Raw genomic sequence first — 21,917 nt, 5'->3', positions numbered from 1 at the left:
ATTATGAAGCAATATATTTTAAATATTATTTTAATTGTAATGATGGTGTTCTTAATGCAAAATACATTTGCGCAAGTGGTTTATACAGAGGTTAAAGCAAAAATTGAAATTGAAAAAATAGAAAATTTACTAGCTATTACTGGAACTGTTGAAAATTTAAAAGCAGAGTTTAAAAACATTTCGTATAAACTGTCGGTTTTAAAAGTAGATAAATCAAATTCTAATAAATCCAACAATGCACAAGATGGTAGAGTTACATTAGAACCAATTCAAAAAATAAATCTTTCAAAAACGCAGGTAAATTTTACCCAAGATGATGAAATAATAATCCTGTTATTGATTTATGATGATAATAATGCTGTAATAGGAAAAGATAAAGTAGTTTTTGGTGGAAAGGACGAATCAAGAATAGCCATTCCAACACCTACAGACGGATTAGAAATGATTGGTATTGTTTCAAACGATACCAAGACTAAGTTGGGCAATGATTTTTACGATTATTTTTATTCAGAATATTCGAAATTAAAAATCAAATCACATAAAATCGTTACGGTTCGAGAAGAATTAACCTTCGGAAGAACAACTAGAATAATGATTGATGTTGATGGAGAAATAATAGATGAATTTATTTCAAGACCAGACGAAGAATTTTTAAAATACATGGCTGAATCATCTTCGGCTAAACTTTTTAAGTATTTTAAAAGTATCGAACGACAAAATAAGTTTATCACACAGTATTAAGTTGTGCATTTAATTAGTTGACTTTAGAATAGATTAATTGAATGTTTTTTGGCAGTTATTTTTAAACCCTAAAAATACCAAAATGAAGACAATAACTTTACTATTTTGTTTACTAGGAATATGTTTTACTTCGGTTGCGCAAGATCTAGCATACAAACCTATCAACCCAGCTTTTGGGGGAGATACCTTTAACTACAATTGGTTGCTTAGTTCGGCGCAAGCACAAAATGACTACAAAGAAGATAAGGCTACCGGATTCGAGCAAAAATCAGATCTACAACGTTTCAAAGAAAATCTAAACAATCAGTTGCTTAACAAACTGTCAAATTCTTTATTTGAAGATCAGTTTGGTACAGGAACTGGGACAGGTTTTGGCACTGGTAACGGTACAGGAGGAAGTATTAAACCAGGATCTTATGTTTTTGGAACCTTGTCTGTAGATGTTTACCCGTCTAATTTAGGACTTGTTGTAGATATCTTGGATATAGAAACAGGAGAGCAAACTCAGGTAATTGTTCCTGGTAATTAACAGGCTCGCATTCTTATCGCTTAGTAATAAGTTTTACATTTTTTATCACTAATTAAGTTAATAAAAAATCACTTATGAATCAAAAATCACTTTTTGGAGTTCTAGTAGTTCTTTTATTCTCAGGCTGTGGTGCTTATTTTAATCAACCAGTTGGAGTGCAAAAAGCTATTTATGGAGAGAATACACCAGCCACCTCGGCATTAACTAATATTCCTAAGCCTAAAGAACAAATTGTTGTTGGGGTTTATAAATTCAAGGATCAAACAGGGCAATATAAAGCCATTGAGCAGGGGAGCACATTTAGCACAGCAGTTACACAAGGAGCTACTTCTATTTTAATAAAAGCGCTTGAGGACTCAAAATGGTTTATTCCAATCGAACGTGAAAACTTGGGGAATTTACTTAATGAAAGAAATATCATTAGGTCTACAAGACAGGAGTATTCTACAAAACCTAATGAAAAAGAAGCCCCATTAACGCCTCTTTTATTTGCTGGTGTTTTGCTAGAAGGAGGTATCATATCCTATGATACAAATATAATAACAGGAGGTTTTGGTGCTCGTTATTTTGGAGCTGGAGCTTCGGTAAGATATAGACAAGATAGAGTTACTGTTTATCTAAGATTAGTTTCTACATCAAATGGTAAAATTTTAAATACCGTTTATGTCTCCAAAACAATTTTATCGCAAAGTGTCGATGCCAATTTATTTCGATATGTAAATCTAAACAGGCTTTTAGAAGTCGAAACAGGTTTTACCCGAAATGAACCCATACAATTGGCAGTAACCGAGGCTATAGAAAAAGCAGTTGAAGGGCTTATAGTGGATGGAATTAAAGATAAACTTTGGGAAGTAGATGCTCCACAAGTTCAAGTGGATAATTTTGTTGCTGGCTATGAAAGTGAAAAAAGCGAAGCCGATTTAGCACAACTTTATGGCAGAAACCTAACAGAGCGAAGAGGGCGCTTCGGGATAGAGCTTGGGGGAGGAGCGACCTATATGCAGGGCGATTATCCTAATCCAGTTGCAAAACCAATGGGAAGAGGTGCTGTTAAATTTTTCTTTACTCCAGCTTTTGATGTTAGTGCTTCTGCAAATGTTTTTAAACTAGGTAATAAAGATAAGTTGGATGTAGGATACGCAACACTAGATGTGAATTTAGAACTATCCATATTACCTCATGATGTATTTACCCCTTTTGTTTTTGGAGGAACAGGAATAGGATTTAATTCCAAGTATAAAAACATGCATACCAAAGTTCAATTTGGTGGAGGAATTGAGTATTTGGTAACAAGTAATCTGGGGATAAAATTGTATGGAGAATACAATGTGAATTTTACAGATATGATAGATTATGTCGATAGCGGGGTCAGGGATGATTTTTATTGGCGTTTTGGTTTAGGAGTGACGTATTACTTCCCAAAGAACTATCATAAGAAAAAGAAAATGTAAATTTTCTTTAGGGAAATATAAAATGCCATTCGAAAATCAAATCGGATAAACGTGATAAAAGTCTAATAAATAAAATCTACAAATGAAAATAGGATTAAGAATTTTAGTTTGTTTTATTCTTTTGATTTCTTGTAGTGAAGAACAATTGAAGGATGGAGCAAGTGGGACTGTAAAAGGTAGGGTTGTAGCATCGGGAACATTTGCACCTATAGAAAATGTACGTGTATCCTCGAGTCCAGCAACAAGTACTGTATTTACAGATAAAGATGGTTATTTTACGCTAGAAGGGGTATTGGTTGGAGATTATTCTTTTCAGGCTCAAAAGGATGGTTACATTGCCCGATTTGAACCAGCAAAAGTTGCAGCCGATGCTAGCGTACAAGTTATATTCGAATTAGAAATTTCTACCGCAAATAATAAACCACCAGATATTCCGGTTTTAACAGCACCAGTTGATAATGCAAAAGAGCAAGCGCTAAGTTTAAATTTAACATGGACAGCTACCGATAAAGAATCGGATACTTTAACCTATACCGTTACTTTAAAAAACGGAACTACCGATGAGGTTAAAACTTATCCTAATCTTAAAACGACGACTTTGGCTATAAAAGATTTAAGTTATAGTACAAAATACTATTGGCAAGTGGCAGTTTCCGACGGGATTAATAAACCAACTAATAGTGTAACCTATTCATTTACAACTTTAGCATTCCCAAATCCGAGATTTTTATATGTTAAAAAAGTAAACAATAACAATGTTATTTACACTGCAGATGAAGCAGGAAACCAGTTACAATTGACCTCCTCAAATGTTAATAGTTTTAGGCCAAGAAAAAACTTAAGTGTAAATAAAATTGCTTACCTTAGTTTCGATGGTTCTCAGAATCAGATATATACGATGAACCCTGATGGCTCGGGAGTTTTTAAAGTTACAAATTATGTACCTGTTGCGGGATTTAATATGGAGTTTGTAAATTATTGCTGGAATACAAACGGAAGCCAGATAATTTATCCAAATTTTGATAAATTATACCGTATCGATTCTGATGGAGGAGGACTTGTTCAATTGTTTCAAACTCCAAACGGAAAATTTATTTCCGAGTGTGATTGGAGTACTGACGGTAGTCAAATTGCGCTCAAAGTGAATGACAGATCAGGATATAATGTAGAAATTTATGTAATAGATATGTCAGGAACAGTTTTATATACAGTGGAATCAGGTTTAAGCGGAGCAGCAAGCGGATTAAATATCTCTGTAGACAATCAAAGAGTTGTTTTTACAAGAGACGTTTCTGGTTTTGAGAATTCAACCTATCGAAGATTGGATTCCCGAATTTTCATGTACACCCGTTCAACCAATGCAGCAGTGGAACTAACAAGTCAAAAACAAAATGGTTTTAATGATTTAGATGTAAAATTTTCGCCAAATGAAGCTGAAGTCATATTTGTAAATACATCCAATGACGGGTTATCGGCTCAAAACATACAAAAAGTAAGTGTCACTAATACAAGTGGTTCCACATCATCAAGAACCACCTTATTTCAAAACGCATCAATGCCCGAATGGAAATAATCGTGGTACGGATCTAGATTTCCAAACACTTTTTTCTAAAAATCCGATGAGACTCTCAAACTTATCGGATTTTTTTATGTTTCAGACAGCCATAAAACGCAACAATTAAAAAAACTGATTATCTTTGCACCACATCAACAACACAAACTAATTTCATGAGTTCAGATTCTAGTAAAAGGTACGCACAAAGAGGAGTTTCGGCTTCTAAAGAAGACGTACACAACGCCATAAAAAATATTGATAAAGGACTGTTTCCACAAGCATTTTGTAAAATTGTCCCAGACTATTTAACCCAAGACGAAGAGTATTGCCTTATTATGCATGCCGATGGTGCAGGTACAAAATCATCTTTGGCTTATATGTATTGGAAAGAAACAGGCGATATATCAGTATGGAAAGGAATTGCACAAGATGCATTAATCATGAACATTGATGATTTATTATGTGTTGGAGCAACTGATAATATTTTACTTTCATCAACAATTGGAAGAAACAAAAACCTGATTCCTGCCGAAGTAATTTCAGCAATTATCAATGGAACTGAAGAGCTGATAAAAGAGTTAGATACTTTTGGAGTAACTATTCATTCAACAGGAGGTGAAACTGCCGATGTTGGAGATATCGTGCGTACCATAATTGTTGATTCAACAGTTACAGCACGTATGAAACGTTCAAAAGTTGTAGATAATGCTAATATCAAAGCAGGAGACGTAATTGTTGGATTAGCTTCATTTGGTCAATCTACATACGAGAAAAGTTATAATGGAGGTATGGGGAGCAACGGATTAACATCGGCACGTCATGATGTATTCGGTAAATACTTAGCTACCAAATATCCAGAAAGTTTTGACGCAGCTGTTCCAGAAGAATTAATTTATTCAGGACAAGTAAAATTGACAGATGCCGTTGAAAATAGCCCGATAGACGCAGGACAATTGGTACTTTCGCCAACAAGAACTTACGCGCCAATTATCAAGAAAATATTAGATAAATATACACCAGAAGAAATTCACGGAATGGTGCATTGTAGTGGAGGAGCACAAACAAAAATTCTTCATTTCGTGCAGAATTTACATATTGTAAAAGACAATCTTTTTCCAGTTCCACCATTGTTTCAGTTAATTCAGGAACAATCTAAAACAGATTGGAAAGAGATGTATCAAGTATTTAATTGCGGACACCGTATGGAATTATACGTTCCCGAAGCGATTGCACAAGATATAATTGAAATTTCAAAATCATTCAATGTTGATGCACAAATCGTAGGAAGAGTACAAGCGGCAGACACCAAGAAACTGACAATAACAAGCGAATACGGTACTTTCGAGTATTAAAAATAAACATCCTATTGTAGAGACGCACTGCTGTGCGTCTTTATTTTCGGAATTCTAGTTTTTAAACTTTCATTTTTTTAACTTTAATATAAAGATATGTACGAATTACTTTTTTGGAAATATTCAGAGGGGGTTTATTTAAACCACCACGAAGTATACGAAGCACTTGTCGAAGAACAAGAAGTTGAAGGTTTAGAGCAACTTCCTGTTACAGTAATCCTAAATAGGATTGGTTCATTGTTTTCTAAATGGGAGAAAGTTGATGACAACAGCTGGAAAAACAAAGAAGGAAAAGGCGCTTTTCAAGTAATCACTACGCCACAAAGTATCAGAATCGATTGTTACGGAACCGAAGGTAAAACAATGGATATTCTAGTAAATGCATTAGAAGAGTTTAAATGTCCACTATACGATCCGCAAGTTCCAGAACGTTATGACGATATGAATGAGTAATTTTTATTTCTTTATAAGTGAAATTTTTAAAATTGTTTCATTATATTTGAAATAAATATCGTAATTTCATAAAAAATGAAACAGTTTATTTTAATGGCAGATGTCATTTCAAGTGGCGAAAAAGACCAAAATCAATTAATGATTGATTTTAAAGACTTGGTTGAGGACATTAATAAATCGTATAAAGAAAAAATTATTTCTCCACTTACAATTACTTTAGGTGATGAATTTCAGGGTATTATAGTTAATTTGGAGGCTTTGGTGGGTATTGTTATATCTTTAGAAGAAAATATAATACATAAAAAGTTCAATTTTAAGCTACGCTATGTGATGTTGGAAGGAGAGATAGAAACTCCAATAAATAAAAAAATAGCATATGAAATGCTTGGAGTAGGGCTGACAGACGCAAGATATAAATTAAATCAACTGAAACTTGAAAAATTACGATTTGGGATTTTTATTGATGACAAATTACAAAATGAAATTTTAAAAAATGCCTTTTTAATTTTTGATGGTATTACTCGTAAATGGAGCTTAATTTCTGATTATGAGTTGGTCTCCAGTTTTATTAAATTTTCAGATTACAAAATAATCGCAGAATTAATGAGTAAAACTAGATCGCAAATTTGGAAGCGTGAAAAAACTTTAAATATAGAATCATACAACTCGGCAAAAAAAATTATTTACCTAATAACAGAAAATAAATAATATGGAATTTTTCAAATTTTTATTAATGTTAGTTTGTGTAGAGTTAATTTTAGGGATTTTCTATTATTTTATTACTCCAGAAGTTAATGGGAATAAAAAAGCTATAGATTATAAATCTTTGCTTAAAGGAGTGGTTGAAAGAATGTTTTTAACGATTTCATTAATTAATAATTATCCACACGCTTTAACTTTATTTGGTACTTTAAAACTGGCTACAAGACTAAAAAGAGATAATGAAGATGATAAAGAAAAAGAGTCAAAGTATAATGATTTTTATTTATTAGGTAATCTAGTATCAATAATAATTTCAATCATGTATGTATTTTTATATAATAAATTCACTTCTTAATTTTATCTATAATAAGATTTCAATTTCAATAAAATGGATTTCAATTTCTCCTCTAATATAGTACTCGAAGATGATTTAGTTTTACTACGTCCGTTGCAAAAAACTGATGTAGATAATTTATTAGAAATTTCTCTTAACGAACCAGAAACTTGGGAGTATTCGTTAATTCGCGCCAACGGAAAAGAAAATCTTGAGAATTATATTGATATTGCTCTAAAAGCAAGAGATAATAAAGTTGAATTTCCATTTATAGTTTTCGATAAAAAGTCAGGAAAATACGCTGGAAGCACTCGTTTTTACGATATGAATATTTCTTTTAAAACGTTGCAATTAGGATATACATGGTACGGTTCTGCTTTTAGAGGAACAGGATTAAACAAACATTGCAAATACTTATTGTTGCAATATGCTTTTGAAACTCTAGGAATGGATCGAGTAGAGTTCCGTGCTGATAATAACAACCAGCGCAGTGTTGCAGCTATGAAAAGTATTGGTTGTAGAGTAGAAGGAGTTTTACGCAATCATATGCCAACTTTTGGTAGTGAAGTACGTCGGGATACTATTATTTTGAGCATTTTACGCGAAGAATGGTTCAGCGAAGTAAAAGATAATCTAAAACAAAAGTTATAATAAATAGTATTTGAGAACTAAACTAAATTCTTTGAATTGGCTTATTTAGGTTATGTAGCTAGTTTTATCAATTTAATTTTTTAATTCAAACAGCATTTCATAACATAGGTTAAATCATTGGAATCTTTTAATCTGTGGCAAAAAGCAAACTCACTATCCATCTTTCAATAAAACATGTTGTTCTTTCCTGATTTTAGCTACTAATTTGTCAATATGAGTTTTTATTTCTTGAGGTAGCAAATTCCAGTTTTTATCTTTCTTAAAACTTCTACAATAGTCTAAGTCACATTCAACAGCACGTATTACATATTTTTTACCTTTGTAAACTGTGATAATTTTAATACGTCTGATGTTATCATCATCCGTTTTAGTGCCATAAACGATTATTGGCTCTATATATCCATCGTTATCTATATCTTGGGTGCTACAATATTTTGTCCAGAACCAAATCGAAGTTTCTTCAACTTCGGCACTATCAACCAAATCATTTATAGTCCATTTTACTAGATAGCCGCCGTGGTCATTTAAGTAACAAATAGCCTCAATTTTGGTATTTAAGGTATCTTTAGATGAAACTACTTTTTGATTCTCATTTAAAGTCAATTCATAAACTCCACCTTTATCTTGATATTCATAAGCTCTAAAAATAGGGAACTTACCTCCATCTAAATCCCTTTCAGTTATTTCGCTTTTACTTAGTATTTTGCTTTGTACTGTTTGCGAAAAGCCAATTATAGAGTAAAAGAAAACGAATAATAAAATGCCTTTTTTCATAAGTAAAAATCCTTTTTGACTACTCAAAGATATTCATTTTTAGTTTTGTTTTAAAAAAGGTAAGCGAATAAAGTATTGTAAATCAGGATTAAATTTAAGTAATAATTTTCATAAAGTAATTTAAAAAAAAAACCAATATTTATTGTAAATTTCTAACCTGAAAGAGTTATTAAATCGTTTTAGTAAAAAACACTCTGCTATTAACCCAAAACCCAAAATCAAATAAAAAAGACCCGATGAAAATTGTAAATCACAAAAGATTCCTTCTCGGATTATCCGTTTTAATGTTTAGTTATGCTCCTAAGATAAGCGGACAGGAAAAAGCGAAGGCACTCAAAGAATTAGTTCAATATGTAGATCCAATGATAGGAACTGCAAAAATGGGACATACTTATCCAGGTGCAACAGTGCCTTTTGGGAGTGTACAATTAAGTCCAGAAACTGACACAATTCCTTATGCAACAAATGGTAAGTACAATAAAGATGTTTATAAATATTGCGCCGGATATCAGTATGAAGATAAAACAATAGTAGGGTTTAGTCATACTCATTTCAGTGGTACTGGTCATTCTGATTTAGGAGACTTTTTAATTATGCCCACAACGGGTAAATTGCAATTAAATCCAGGAACAGCAAGCCGTCCCGAAACAGGATATCGCTCTGTTTTTTCGCATAAAACAGAAAAAGCTGAACCAGCATATTATAGCGTTCTTTTAGAAGATCACAACATTAAAGCCGAGCTTACAGCAACTACAAGAGTTGGAATGCATCAATATACATTTCCAAAATCAGATCAAGCGCATATTATTTTGGATCTTACGGCAGGGATATATAATTATGATAAAAAGAATGTTTGGACATTTGTTCGTGTCGAAAATGACACTTTAATTACGGGTTATCGCCAAACAAATGGTTGGGCTAGAACAAGAACAGTATATTTTGCGATGTCTTTTAGTAAGCCTATTAAAGGTTATGGACAAGCTACACCTGAAAAAAGTGTTTATAAAGGCTTTTGGGGAAGATTTGATCAAACCAAAAACTTTCCTGAAATGGCAGGGGCAAACCTAAAATTATTTTTTGACTTTGATACCAATGAAAATGAAAAGATAAAAATAAAATTTGCTATTTCACCAGTTAGTACCCAAGGAGCATTGGCTAATATGAAGGAAGAAATTCGAGATTGGGATTTTGAAAGAGTTAAAAAAGAAAGCCAAGAAGTTTGGAATAAAGAACTGAATAAAATTCAGGTTCAAACAACCAAAAAAGAGGACATGGTCAATTTCTATACAGCGATGTATCATTCTTTTCTTGGGCCTACAGTATACATGGATACAGACGGTAAATATAAAGGTTTAGATGGGAATGTTCATCAAGCAACTGCGTTTCAGAATTATACAAGCTTTTCATTGTGGGATACTTATAGAGCCTTGCATCCGCTATTTAATATAGTACAGCCAAAAAGAAATTCAGATATGATAAATTCTATGTTAGCGCATTACGACCAAAGTGTACATAAAATGTTGCCAATATGGTCGCATTATGGCAATGAAAACTGGTGTATGATTGGGTACCATAGTGTTTCGGTTATTGCAGATGCAATTGTAAAAGGAAATGCCAATTTTGATGCAGACAAAGCGCTATTAGCAACTGTAAATACTGCCAAAGTTCCATATTATGACGGATTAGAGTATTATATGAAAAAGGGATATGTTCCGGAAGATAAAAATGGATCATCAGTATCAAAAACGTTAGAATATGCTTATGATGACTGGGCGATTGCACAAGCAGCTAAAAAACTTGGAAAAGGAGCTATTTATGATGAGTTTTCTAAAAGAGCAGAGAATTATAAAAATGTATATGATGCCAAAACAGGTTTCATGAGGCCCAAACTTGATGATGGAACATTTAAGAAAGAGTTTGATCCATTAGATACACATGGGCAGGGTTTTATCGAAGGTAATTCTTGGAACTATAGTTTGTATGTGCCTCAAGATCCTGCTGGGATGATAAAAATGATGGATGGAAAAGAAGCATTTACAAGAAGATTAGATTCCCTTTTTTCAATGCACTTGCCAGATAAGTATTTTGAAAATACAGAGGACATCACCAAAGAAGGAATTATCGGGAATTATGTTCACGGAAATGAGCCTTCGCATCATGTGGTTTATTTATACAATTGGACTAATTCTCCTTGGAAAGCACAAGATAAAATTAGAATGATCTTAAAAAAAATGTATCAAAATGGACCTGATGGATTAGGAGGAAACGATGACTTTGGACAAATGAGTGCTTGGTATATTTTTAGCAGTTTAGGGTTTTATCCTGTAGCACCTGGTTCAGTAGAATATAGTTTAGGAAGCCCTTTGGTTGCAAATGCTATTTTTAATCTTGAAAACGGAAAAACATTTGAAGTAGCTACAGTAAATCAATCAGATAAAAATGTGTTTGTTAGTAAAGTACTTTTAAATGGAAAACTACTTACTAGCCCAACCATAAAACATGATGATATTATGAACGGAGGGAAAATTACATTTTATATGAGTAGTAAGCCCAATAAGAAAATTTACCAAAACTAGAAAAGGCACTAAGGTCCTAAGGCGTAAAGACTCAAAGGTTTTGTAGTAGAATATTTTTTTATTACAAATTAATATAGAAATGTAATGTGGTTTGTGAAAAACTTCACGAAATTTGCCTTTTAAATTAATAGAAAGAGAGACATGAAAATAAATCCTAAAAACGGAATAGACAAGTTATTGTTCGGTATGAAACAGAACGATGTTACAGCTATTTATGGCAAACCAGATAGAAATTACAAAGATGAAGATGATAACGTAATTTTTGCTTACAACAAGCTCAAAATGAGATTGACTTTCTATCAGGAAGAAGATTTAAAATTAGGTTATGTTGTAGCATCAAGCCCTGATTTAGAAATTTTTGGTTTCAAAATTATAGGAAGAAAAATTGCTGATGTAAAAAAAGACTTAGCTACCAAAGGAATTACAAAATTCACGCAAGAGGAGTTTGATACTTTCGAAAATTACTTTAACGAAGAGAACTGGATTATTTTCCAAACAGAATTTGAAGAAGTAGTAAAATTTGAAATTGGAGCTATCATCAATAATAAAGATGAATTTGATTGGAAATTTCCAACTAAAAAATAAAGAATGAACATAAAAAAAAACCGACATTTGTCGGTTTTTTTATGCTCTAATCTAAGAGGAATTATTGTTTTGGAGTTGGTTGGTCTTTGTAGATTTCCAATTCAAAAATAAGTGTTGTGTTTGGCGGAATTACTCCTCCAGCGCCTCTTTCACCATAGGCAAGTTTTGATGGAATGAAGAATATTGCTTTCTCTCCATAAGACATAAGGTCTAATCCTTCGATAAACCCAGGAATCATACCGTCTTTTTTTCCAGCCTGAAAAGGAAAAGCTTTATATCCTCCTTGTGCTTCACGATTTGTATCGTGTTTTCCGTAAGTTTTAGCTACTTCTTCGAAACTACTATCGAAAAGAGTTCCGTCTTCAAAATAACCAGCATAATGAAAATAGAAAGTAGAACCAGCGGCTGGTTTTACTCCCGTTCCTTTTTGAACTATTTTATAAGCTAAACCAGATGGAGTAGTTGTAGCAGTTGCTTTTGCAGTATCAAAATATGCTTTTTTAGCTGCGATTACAGTAGCGTATTTTTCTTTATAAAGACGTTCTTGCTCAAGGACAGCTGCTTGTGCTTCTTTTGCTTTTTCGGCATCAAGTAAAGCTTGTTTTTTAGCATCTTCCGCTTTGTTCTCATAGTAAGAAGCGAATACTTTAGGCGCATCAAATTTCTTAGCCATAGCTCCTTTACGAGTAATGGTTACACTAAGCATTACATCATCTTGAAGAATAAGGTTTACAACATCCATTCCTTGTACAACATGACCATATATGGTGTGTTTGTTGTTTAACCAAGGCGTTTCTTTGTGAGTAATAAAGAATTGGCTTCCATTGGTAGTTGGACCAGAATTAGCCATTGCAAGAATACCACCTTTATCAAATCTAAGATCTGATACAAATTCATCTTTAAAAGCATATCCAGGACCTCCAGAACCGTTTCCGTCTGGATCTCCACCCTGAATCATGAAGTCATTAATTACTCTATGGAATTTTAAACCATTAAAAAATGGTTTTCCTTTTAATCTTTCAACTGTTACATATGGGTTTGTTCCTTCTGCTAATGATATAAAATTAGCTACAGTAACAGGCGTTTTTATGTATTCAAGTTCTAATACAATATTTCCTTTTTTTGTTGTAATCGTAGCAAAAATACCTTCGTTTACAGCAGGTTTTGTTGCAACTTTTGTAATTGTTTTTTTCTTGCCTTGAACTGGCTTTTTAGTTGTTTGCGCTTGTAGGTTTAAAATACCTAAGCAAAATAAAAATAGAATTTTTAATTTCATCTGATTCTAATTTAAAATCGGTTAATTGCTAAAATAAATTTATTGTTGTGGAGCTGTTTCTAATAACTGAACCTCAAATATGATGTTTGCATTTGGTGGAATTACTCCTCCAGCACCAGTATGACCATAAGCTAAATGCGAAGGAATGAAAAGTACTGCTTTATCCCCAAAAGAAAGTTTCTCAATACCTTCGATAAAACCTGGAATCATACCTTCTTTAGCACCTGTTTGAAATGGAATTGGATTGTATTGTTTTGCTTCAGCTCTTGCTGCATCCAATTTTCCAAAAGTTTGAGCTACACTTTCTATACTTGTATCGAATAATGTTCCGTCTTCAAGAAAACCAGCGTAGTTGATAAAAACTTGTGTACCATTAGCAGGTTTTTTACCATTTCCTTTTTCAGTGATAACATATTCTAATCCTGAAGTTGTTTTTGTTGCTTTAGTTTTTAAATCAGCATAATAAGCTATTTTTTCATCACGTACAGCTTTAAATTTTGATTCAAATTCACTTTTTTGTTTTGCCTCAGCAGAAAAATAATCATGAAATACTTTTACAGCGTCAAATTTCTTTGCTGCAGCACCATTTCTGATGATAGTTACTTTCTTGATGTAATCATCTTGTTTAATTTGGTTTACCACTTCCATTCCTTTGCCTACAACCTGACCAAAAATAGTATGTTTGCCTTCTAACCAAGGAGTTTCAACATGAGTGATAAAAAACTGACTGCTGTTTGTAGCTGGTCCGTTATTAGCCATTGCCAAAACACCGCCTTTGTCAAATTTTAGATCATTAAATTCATCTTTAAATTTATATCCAGTATCTCCAGAACCTGTTCCTAGTGGGTCTCCAGTTTGGATCATAAAATCTTCGATAACTCTATGGAATTTTAATCCGTTAAAAAAAGGTTTGTTTTTTAAGTTTGGATTGGTAACAAATTCATTTTTACCTTCTGCAAGTGTTACAAAATTTGCAACAGTTATAGGTGCTTTTTGGTAATTTAATTCAACAATGATATTTCCCTTGTCAGTTTCAATTTCTGCATATAAACCATCAGGCAAATTGCTATGTTCATCTTTACAAGAATAAAGTGTTGTAATTGCAAGTAATAATAATAAGAGGCTTTTTTTCATTTTAAAAATATTAATTGTTTTTTATTAATTTAATGAGTCTTTTTTTACCGCAGGAGTTGTAGGTTTTGGTGCTTCGGTCTTTGTTGATCTTGCTTCCATTTGTTTTCTATAGGCAGTTTCTGGAACAAAATTGTGTAAAGTAACAGTACAGATTAAAGGCTGGTTAACTCCAATTCGTTTCTCATCACCATGATAACCATAAGCCATATGTGATGGAAATAAGAAATTTACAGTCTCATTTTTGTGCATTAATTTGATACCATCACGTAATCCCATTATGATTTCTTGCTTATCTACAAAATAAGTTTGAGGTCTTAATTCCATTTCGCTATAAATAATATTCCCTTTTAGATCTTTTATTTCATAGTCAAAAAAAGCAACATCTCCTTTTTTAGGAGTTATTGTATCAGTAGTATTTTGATTTTCATAAGCATACCAGTACCCTTTTGAAGAAGCAATATATTTTATTTTAGGATTGTTTTTGATAACAGCCTTAATTTGATCTTCTTCGGTAGCTACAAGTTTTTTATTTCGTTCAATAGACTTTTTCATGAAAGTACCCGAAGAAATAGAAATAGGTCTTCTGGCATCTTCTTGTTGCTTACAGCTCGAAACTAAAACGGCTAAAACAATAGCGGAAACAAATATCTTAGGATAGTTCATAGTTGTTATATTTTTAGTTTGGTTACTAAATCTTCAAATTTTTTCAACGTCTCTTCCATTGAATCTAACGATTTTCCTCCGGCAGCATTGCTGTGTCCGCCACCATTGAAATGGGCTCTTGCAAATTCGTTTACATCGAAACCACCTTGCGAACGGAAAGAAATTTTGATTATTTTTTCATCTTTATTTTCAATAAATATAGCTGTAAAAACGATTCCTTTCATGCTTAGGCCGTAATTTACGATTCCTTCAGTATCGCCTTTTACATAATTAAACTCATCTAATTCAGCTTGAGTTAATGACATATACGAAGTTTTATGCTCGTCTAAAATCTTCATGTTTTGCAATGCTCTTCCAAGTAATTGCAAGCGACTGTAAGAACTATTGTCAAAAAGTAAAATTGGAATCTGTGTGTTTTCAACACCTAAATCAATTAGTTCGGCAATAATACGGTGTGTGTTACCAGTCGTTCCAGGAAAACGGAAAGAACCAGAATCGGTTAATATTCCTGTGTAAATACAAGTTCCGATTGTTTTGTCTAAATCTTCTTTTTTATCTAAAAATGAAATGAAATTGTAAACCATCTCACAAGTAGATCCAAACGAAGTATCAGAATACATATAAGCGGCATAATCATCTGGTTTTTGATGATGATCTATCATGATAAACGGAGCTTTTAGTTTAGCTAAAGTATGCTCCATTTCTCCAGTACGGTGAAAAGCATTAAAATCTAGAGTGAATACAATTGCTGCTTCTTCTAGAATTTTAGTGCAGTTGTCGGTATCTTTTTCGAATATTTTTACTGTTTCAGAACCTGGTAACCACGCAAGGAAATCAGGAAAATCATTTGGAGCAATTACAACAGGCTCATGATTATTTTTTAATAAAAAGTGGTATAAGGCTAAGGTTGAACCCATAGCATCCCCATCGGGACCTCGGTGTGGAATTATGGCAATCTTTTTTGGAGTTGCTAATAACAACTTTATGGCTTGGATGTCTTGTATTTTCATGTGTGCGAATTTACATTTTTTTACTGTAAACTTGAAAACATTTTAGAGATTAACATGCTTTTATAAAATCGGACTTTCTAGTATCGACTTTCTGTTAATGGAATGTTTTTTAGTAGTTATTTTTGCAGGGAAATAAATGAATTTAATCTGATTTTTAGATAATAAATGAGGGAACAATTATAATTAAAACCATTTTTGATATAATTTATGCTTAGGACCTTTTACAATTTGAGATTTGTAAATACCTATAGAGCCTGAGGATAGGTAAGCAATAATGCATGCAATGGCAATAAATAAACCGCTTTCTATACCAAATAATTCAATCCCCATTATCGTACAGGCAATAGGAGTGTGGGTTGCTCCAGAGAAAACAGCAACAAATCCCATTCCAGCAAGGAGAGCAATTGGCATAGGAATTATAAGAGATAAAGCACTGCCAAGAGTTGCACCAACAAAAAAGAGAGGAGTCACTTCTCCACCTTTAAAACCGGCTCCAAGTGTAAATCCTGTAAAAAGTATTTTAAGTAAGAAATCATACCAGGCATTTGTATTTGTAAAAGAAGCTACGATTGTAGGAACTCCTAGACCAGAAAATTTGGTAAGCCCAAAGCCTAGAATTGTGATTGCTAATAGGATACCACCAATAAAAGGACGAAGCGGAGGGTGTTTTATAGTTCTAGTGAATAGTGAACTCCAAAAATGGGTACTTCGAGAAAATAACAAAGCTGCAAATCCAAATAATACACCACAAATTAAAGTGTAAAATAGGTTTGTCATACTGATTTCTGGAATTAGCGGAATATTATAATGGGTGTGTTTTACTTGCCAAATTTCAACAGTAAAATAAGCTGTATAAGCCACAATAAATGATAATAAAATACTTTTTAAGTTGATTTTGCTAAAATATACGACCTCAAGTGCAAAAATGGCACCTGCTAACGGTGTTCCAAAAACAGAAGCAAAACCAGCGCTGATTCCTAAAATGATTAATGTTTTTCTTTCTGAATTATCAAGTTTAAAGATTCTGGTAAATTGATCTGCAATTGCACCTCCCATTTGTACAGCGGTGCCTTCACGACCAGCCGAACCTCCAAATAAATGAGTAAGTATAGTTCCGAAAAAGACTAAAGGAGCCATTTTTAACGGAATCACTTGTTTCGGATTTTCGTATTCTTCGAGTAATAAATTGTTGCCTTTTACAACCTCTTTTCCTAGGTAATAATAGCTATAGCCTATTAATAATCCACCAAGAGGTAAAAGCCAAATAATCCATTCATGTTGGATTCTGTACTGGGTAACAAAATCTAAAGTAATTAAAAAAAACGCCGAAGCTGAACCCGATAAAACACCTATCAAAGCGCAAATGAAAATCCATTTGAGAGAGATAAGTATTGTTTTTTTTAAATTTTGTAAATTCATTTAATAGGGTGGCAGTGGCGTTTTTTTAAATTATATAAGATAGATTTATTCTACAATTACGGCAGTAAATTCAATTTCTACTAGATATTCTGGAGCAACGAGTTTGCTAATTTCGTAAAAACCAGTTGTTGGTTTTATATCCTTAAAAAAGGTTGAATGCGCTCCAGCTACAGATTCAAAAGTTGAGATATCGGTTGTGAAAATTCGTGTTCTAATTACGTCTTTCATTCCAATTCCTAAGTCTTCTAATACTTTTTCTACTCTTTCCAGGATATTCAAAGTTTGCGCATAAGCATCATCGGCTTTAACTTTTTCACCATCTACAATAGCGACAGTTCCAGAAACTTCTACGATATTACCAATGCGTACTGCACGACAATATCCCATTTTGTCTTCCCATGGAGATCCTGTCAGGATGTTTTCTCTTTTCATTCTAAGGTTGTTTTGTGTGTTTTTAAATTGCTTTTAGTGGTTTTTAAGAGCAATTCTTAGTTAGATTAATAGTGGTGCAATTTATGAAAAATGCAGACGAAAACCCTAAAAAGGATTTATTAATTTCCTTAAAAAGAAGTAGTTTTTGTGATAAAATTCAAAGGTATTAAAGAGACTTTGGGGGCTGTTTTTAAGTAAACGTATCTTTAAATAACGAGCTTTATGACTAGTTTTTGTGACAGATTTAAAGCATTAGAATCATTTTGAAGTTTTATAAATCTACTTGTGATTTATAAAATGATGTTTTTATGAGTTTAAAGAACTATTTCCATATCTCATGGTCATTATAATCATTAGGGAAATACGTAAGATATTGAACCATTCGAGGGGTTGTTCCTTTGTTAGGACTTGCGCAATGTGGTAGGGTGTTTTGCCAAATGATAAAGTCGCCTGCATTTGCAACTATTGGCACAGGTTGTGTTATTTTTATTATTTCTTCTCTTGGGTTTATATCCGATTTGAGATTGTCCAGCCATGAATCTATTTTTTTATGGAATCCTGGTACACAGTGAAAAGCACCATCATTTGGTCCGCAATCGGTTAGATATAGTAATCCTTGAAAACCAAAGCTGATTGGTTGGCTTAAACTGACATCCCAATGAAGAGTACTTCCTAAAAAACTAAATTTACTAGTCTCTGGTGGATTAAAGCTTACTTTATCGATTGTTTTGTATATCTCGGTAGTGTTGTATAGTTGTTCGTATGCTTTTTTTATTCTTGGCGAAAATCTATTTCTGTTTAGTGTTTCATGATCAGAGAAATTGACCATGAGTCCTTTATGGTGTTCGTGTGTTTTATACCAAGATTCTTTTTTATCTGGATCCATTTTTAAGAAATCCCAAATAGCACGTTGCGTGTCTTCACAGTCTTCTTTCGAAATTACATTTTTTACAATTATATAGCCATTGGTATTCCAAAATTCGAGATCATCATTGGATAAAACTTTTTCATTACCATGTTCTGAGGCTTCAGCTGTGACTTTTGTTCTATCGTTTACCCAGTTTTTAAAAGTTTCAAAATCAGGTTTTTCAAAATAAAGAAACTGTAAAGTATCTTCCATACCAATGCCTAACTGATATAATATTTTAATTTCTTCATTCCAACTTTGATTTTCATCAGAACTAGAGCTTATGTTTGGGTTTAATGCACGCTCCCATAGTTTTTTAAGAATGATCCAAGGCATATTTTAATTGTGGTTGTGGTTCGATAATTTAGTGTAATAAATTAAGAGAGCTTTTTTATTGAATCATTTCAAGGGGTATTTGATCAAAATAAATTTGTAATGTAAAATCACCAGTTACAATACCGTTTGCAAGTAGTAAGTGCCCATTAGGTGTATTGTCCCATTTTGCATTTGTCGAAATATTATGCCCATTTCCATTATGATTTATTAACGAAACTCCTTCAATTAATACTGGGTTTCCGTTTTTGTCAACGATTTCTTGTCCAGGAATTAAGGAACTGGCTTTTGTGAATTTTCCAGTTGAAAGCAAGAAAATAAGGTTTGTATCGCAAATTAAATATGGCACATCATTACTAGGAACAAAAATAGAGACCTTTTTTTCAGAATGGCTTTGGTGTTTGTTATCAATACTAAAAGACACTTTGGCAATTTTAGATGATAATTTAATTTTGCCTTTATTTAATTTCACTGAAATTGCAGATACTATGTCACCTTTTGTAAAATTGTACATGGGCTTTAATCCAGTAGGAACAGCGATGAGAGAGTTGTTTTCTAAAGCATTACTATTTAAGTTAATATCAATCAATGGGGCAGTATCGGTTTTCATGCTTTATTTTTTAGAAAGTTTAACTGTATTTTTTTTGAAAAAAGGCTCTCAAAAATAACTTATTACAAAATGATGTTACCACGTATAAACACCTGTTTTTATAGTTTGTCTCTTTTATTTTTTTATTTGTTTATGATGTTTAGATTTTAATGTTTTTTTAATGATTATTACAATCAAATTATTCAACTTGATATTGTTCAAAAAGCCGAAGTTTATTTTGTGTTGCAATGAGGTTTTTTTGAAGGATTTCGATTTTGTTTAATAAATGGGCAATAGCATCAATTCCTTCTAAATTAATTTTCAGGTCATAATGCAGTCGAATCATTTTTTCTATTGAAGGCAATTGTTCAGGCTGTAAATATTGTTCCTCTTCCAAAACAATAATTTCTATGAGGCCATAATTATTCAGTTGTGTTATAAAGGTATCTTCAATTTCGTTATAGAGACAAAATTGTTTTATTTGTATTAAGTTTTTGTTATTCATGATTTCTTAATTTTGACAATTCGTTGAATAATTCTTTTTCTTTTTCAGATAGTTTTGTTGGAATCTTTATGGTGTAGGTGATATATAAATCTCCAAATTGATTTTCTTTTTTATATACAGGAAACCCTTTTCCTTTTAATTTAACTTTGGTTCCGGGTTGTGTTTCTGGTGGGACTTTTATTTTTACTTTTCCATCAAGAGTATTTACCAAAACTTCTCCACCTAATACTGCGGTATATAAATCAAGATCAACATCGGCATATAGATTGTTTCCTTCTCTTTTAAATTCAGAATTGTTTTCAATCACAAACGTGATATATAAATCACCATTAGGGCCTCCGTTAGCGCCAGGACCTCCATGTCCAGGGATTTTTATAATCTGTCCATTTTCTACACCAGCAGGAATTGTAATTCGGATATTTTTGCCATTTACAACTAAACTTTGCTTGTGTGTTTTGTAGGCCGAAGTAAGGTCTAATTGCAGTTCGGCATTAAAATCAGCCCCTCTATATTTAACTTGACTTCTGCCGCTTCTTCTGGATCCATACATAGAATTGAAGAAGTCTGAAAAATCACTTTCAGAGAAATCACCTTCAGAAAAACCTGAGAAATCTTGATTTGCTTGTTGTTGTCTTGAGTATTGTTGTTGGTTAGGATCGTATCCTGCTTTTTCAAACTCATCAGCATGCTTCCAGTCTTTACCGTATTTATCGTATTTTTTTCGATTTTCGGGATTGCTTAAGACTTCGTTAGCTTCGTTTATTTCTTTGAATTTTTGCTCAGCCTCTTTATCATTCGGATTTAAATCAGGATGATATTTACGGGCTAATTTTCGATATGCTTTTTTGATTTCGGCTTCAGTAGCCGATTTTGTAATACCTAATGTTTTATAGTAGTCGATATAATCCATTCTTTTGAGTTTTTAATAAAGGTAAATTAAAACATTGAAGTTAAGAATAAGTTGTTAATTATCAAAATTCTATATTTTATTTGTTAAGTTTTTATAAGGAACCTTTTTTGGTGTTATTAATATAAAAGTAGTAGGTTGTAATTTTTTGGCAGGTTTTTTGCATCCAAAAATTAGCCTAATATATTGTTATAAATCTCTTAAAGTTGTAGAGCCCAACTTAATTATGCTATTTTTGCTATATTCCTAATGATTTTGAAAAAATCTAAAAATTGATTCCATAATACTATACCTAAATGAAACAGCTTTTATTTTTTATATTATTAATTACAACTCTTTCGGTATCTGCTCAAGCAGAATTTGCAACTAAGTTTAAACCAATTCCTCCTGCGAATTTTGGTATTAAGCCTAAGAAAACGCCACTACCAGGAACAATTATTCCGCCAATGGATATACCTGGGATTAAAGCGCCAAATGTTTTTAATAGTACAAGTATAGCACCTGCCCAATCACAATTAAATTCTTCGTATCAAATAGGGAAAACAACAAGTAGTTTTACGATGACCCCTTCAAATGAATTTGCGAATCCTGGGGATAGATATGTGCCAGGAATGGAAAAAGATTTGGATAAAACATTGAAAGATCAAGGTCTAAAAGAAGGTAGAGGAACTTTGCTTAAGCAAAATATTTCGTTTGGAGATTTTAAAACTAAATCAGATTATTTTATAATTAGACTTAGAGATTTTGGAGCTATTGATGGCGATTTAGTAAAAGTATCCTCTAATGATAAGGTAATACAATCTCAAGTCTTATTAGACAGTAATTTTAGAGATATTAGAGTTGTTTTGGATGCGGGATTCAATAAAATGGAGTTTGAGGCATTAAATATTGGTACTCTTGGGGGGAATACAGCCGAAATACAAATATTAGATGATAAAAAAAATGTTGTTATACATGATTATTGGAATAATCTTGCAGCAGGTTTTAAGGCATCAATTGTTGTTACCAAAGAAGAATAGCTTTTTAATGGTTCAAGTAT

23 protein-coding genes are annotated in these 21,917 nt (G+C 32.5%); 12 read left to right on the top strand and 11 right to left on the bottom strand.

Annotation, left to right across the window (positions count from 1 at the left end):
• The first annotated feature begins 3 nt into the window (after nt 1-3).
• The 9 genes from QWY99_RS13485 to QWY99_RS13445 all read left to right on the top strand — a co-directional run bounded on the left by QWY99_RS13485 (nt 4) and on the right by QWY99_RS13445 (nt 7,768).
• Nucleotides 4-741 (top strand): CsgE family curli-type amyloid fiber assembly protein, encoded by a 738-nt coding sequence (locus QWY99_RS13485; RefSeq protein WP_290266002.1) that lies wholly within the window; start codon nt 4-6, stop codon nt 739-741.
• Nucleotides 742-823: 82 nt separating this feature from the next.
• Nucleotides 824-1,270, top strand: coding sequence for a curli assembly protein CsgF (locus QWY99_RS13480; RefSeq protein ID WP_290266001.1), 447 nt, complete (start codon nt 824-826; stop codon nt 1,268-1,270).
• Nucleotides 1,271-1,344: 74 nt separating this feature from the next.
• The gene (locus QWY99_RS13475) at nt 1,345-2,721 is read left to right on the top strand and encodes a CsgG/HfaB family protein (protein WP_290265999.1); all 1,377 of its coding nucleotides are present in this window, start codon (nt 1,345-1,347) and stop codon (nt 2,719-2,721) included.
• Between the two features lie 82 nt (nt 2,722-2,803).
• Nucleotides 2,804-4,294: a carboxypeptidase regulatory-like domain-containing protein gene (locus tag QWY99_RS13470; RefSeq protein WP_290265998.1), complete on the top strand. Its 1,491-nt coding sequence runs from the start codon at nt 2,804-2,806 to the stop codon at nt 4,292-4,294.
• Nucleotides 4,295-4,449: 155 nt separating this feature from the next.
• Nucleotides 4,450-5,628, top strand: a complete 1,179-nt coding sequence (locus QWY99_RS13465; RefSeq protein WP_290265996.1) for an AIR synthase related protein — start codon at nt 4,450-4,452, stop codon at nt 5,626-5,628.
• Nucleotides 5,629-5,724: 96 nt separating this feature from the next.
• Nucleotides 5,725-6,081: a hypothetical protein gene (locus tag QWY99_RS13460; RefSeq protein ID WP_290265995.1), complete on the top strand. Its 357-nt coding sequence runs from the start codon at nt 5,725-5,727 to the stop codon at nt 6,079-6,081.
• A 75-nt stretch (nt 6,082-6,156) separates the two neighbouring features.
• Nucleotides 6,157-6,789 (top strand): SatD family protein, encoded by a 633-nt coding sequence (locus tag QWY99_RS13455; RefSeq protein ID WP_290265994.1) that lies wholly within the window; start codon nt 6,157-6,159, stop codon nt 6,787-6,789.
• Nucleotide 6,790: 1 nt separating this feature from the next.
• The gene (locus QWY99_RS13450) at nt 6,791-7,138 is read left to right on the top strand and encodes a hypothetical protein (RefSeq protein ID WP_290265993.1); all 348 of its coding nucleotides are present in this window, start codon (nt 6,791-6,793) and stop codon (nt 7,136-7,138) included.
• A gap of 33 nt (nt 7,139-7,171) precedes the next feature.
• Nucleotides 7,172-7,768, top strand: a complete 597-nt coding sequence (locus tag QWY99_RS13445; protein ID WP_290265992.1) for a GNAT family N-acetyltransferase — start codon at nt 7,172-7,174, stop codon at nt 7,766-7,768.
• A gap of 153 nt (nt 7,769-7,921) precedes the next feature.
• On the opposite strand, the gene QWY99_RS13440 is transcribed toward QWY99_RS13445, so the two are convergent.
• Complete coding sequence (locus tag QWY99_RS13440; protein WP_290265991.1) at nt 7,922-8,542, bottom strand: M949_RS01915 family surface polysaccharide biosynthesis protein; 621 nt, start codon at nt 8,540-8,542, stop codon at nt 7,922-7,924.
• A 284-nt stretch (nt 8,543-8,826) separates the two neighbouring features.
• Here QWY99_RS13440 and QWY99_RS13435 point away from each other — a divergent pair, with 284 nt between their 5' ends.
• Nucleotides 8,827-11,118: a GH92 family glycosyl hydrolase gene (locus tag QWY99_RS13435; RefSeq protein ID WP_290268225.1), complete on the top strand. Its 2,292-nt coding sequence runs from the start codon at nt 8,827-8,829 to the stop codon at nt 11,116-11,118.
• 141 nt (nt 11,119-11,259) lie between these two features.
• Nucleotides 11,260-11,703, top strand: a complete 444-nt coding sequence (locus QWY99_RS13430) for a hypothetical protein (RefSeq protein WP_290265990.1) — start codon at nt 11,260-11,262, stop codon at nt 11,701-11,703.
• A 61-nt stretch (nt 11,704-11,764) separates the two neighbouring features.
• Here QWY99_RS13430 and QWY99_RS13425 read toward each other — a convergent pair whose 3' ends face one another.
• From QWY99_RS13425 to QWY99_RS13380, 10 genes are all read right to left on the bottom strand, one after another.
• Nucleotides 11,765-12,979 (bottom strand): peptidylprolyl isomerase, encoded by a 1,215-nt coding sequence (locus QWY99_RS13425; RefSeq protein WP_290265989.1) that lies wholly within the window; start codon nt 12,977-12,979, stop codon nt 11,765-11,767.
• Between the two features lie 39 nt (nt 12,980-13,018).
• Nucleotides 13,019-14,113, bottom strand: coding sequence for a peptidylprolyl isomerase (locus tag QWY99_RS13420; protein ID WP_290265988.1), 1,095 nt, complete (start codon nt 14,111-14,113; stop codon nt 13,019-13,021).
• Between the two features lie 24 nt (nt 14,114-14,137).
• Nucleotides 14,138-14,776 carry a gliding motility-associated peptidyl-prolyl isomerase GldI gene (gldI, locus tag QWY99_RS13415; RefSeq protein WP_290265987.1) on the bottom strand — a complete coding sequence of 213 codons (639 nt, stop codon included), beginning with the start codon at nt 14,774-14,776 and terminating at the stop codon, nt 14,138-14,140.
• Between the two features lie 5 nt (nt 14,777-14,781).
• The gene (locus QWY99_RS13410) at nt 14,782-15,786 is read right to left on the bottom strand and encodes a DHH family phosphoesterase (RefSeq protein WP_290265986.1); all 1,005 of its coding nucleotides are present in this window, start codon (nt 15,784-15,786) and stop codon (nt 14,782-14,784) included.
• Between the two features lie 183 nt (nt 15,787-15,969).
• Nucleotides 15,970-17,205, bottom strand: a complete 1,236-nt coding sequence (locus QWY99_RS13405; protein WP_290265985.1) for a voltage-gated chloride channel family protein — start codon at nt 17,203-17,205, stop codon at nt 15,970-15,972.
• Between the two features lie 45 nt (nt 17,206-17,250).
• On the bottom strand, nt 17,251-17,637 hold the full coding sequence (locus tag QWY99_RS13400) for a RidA family protein (protein ID WP_290265984.1): 387 nt from the start codon (nt 17,635-17,637) through the stop codon (nt 17,251-17,253).
• Nucleotides 17,638-17,959: 322 nt separating this feature from the next.
• Entirely contained in the window at nt 17,960-18,880 is a 921-nt protein-coding gene (locus QWY99_RS13395) for a phytanoyl-CoA dioxygenase family protein (protein ID WP_290265983.1), read from the bottom strand.
• Between the two features lie 55 nt (nt 18,881-18,935).
• Nucleotides 18,936-19,487 (bottom strand): hypothetical protein, encoded by a 552-nt coding sequence (locus QWY99_RS13390; protein WP_290265982.1) that lies wholly within the window; start codon nt 19,485-19,487, stop codon nt 18,936-18,938.
• Between the two features lie 178 nt (nt 19,488-19,665).
• Nucleotides 19,666-19,971 carry a chaperone modulator CbpM gene (locus QWY99_RS13385; RefSeq protein WP_290265981.1) on the bottom strand — a complete coding sequence of 102 codons (306 nt, stop codon included), beginning with the start codon at nt 19,969-19,971 and terminating at the stop codon, nt 19,666-19,668.
• Nucleotides 19,964-20,881 carry a DnaJ C-terminal domain-containing protein gene (locus QWY99_RS13380; RefSeq protein WP_290265980.1) on the bottom strand — a complete coding sequence of 306 codons (918 nt, stop codon included), beginning with the start codon at nt 20,879-20,881 and terminating at the stop codon, nt 19,964-19,966. Before QWY99_RS13380 ends, QWY99_RS13385 begins: the two co-directional genes overlap by 8 nt.
• Nucleotides 20,882-21,174: 293 nt before the next feature.
• Here QWY99_RS13380 and QWY99_RS13375 point away from each other — a divergent pair, with 293 nt between their 5' ends.
• A complete protein-coding gene (locus QWY99_RS13375) occupies nt 21,175-21,897 on the top strand; it encodes a hypothetical protein (RefSeq protein ID WP_290265979.1) in 723 nt (240 codons plus the stop codon).
• Nucleotides 21,898-21,917 lie beyond the last annotated feature (20 nt).

It is taken from the genome of Flavobacterium branchiarum (assembly GCF_030409845.1).
GTDB classification, from domain to species: domain Bacteria; phylum Bacteroidota; class Bacteroidia; order Flavobacteriales; family Flavobacteriaceae; genus Flavobacterium; species Flavobacterium branchiarum.
Note: the sequence above shows the minus strand (reverse complement) of the source record. Positions and strands in the feature narration are given on the sequence as shown.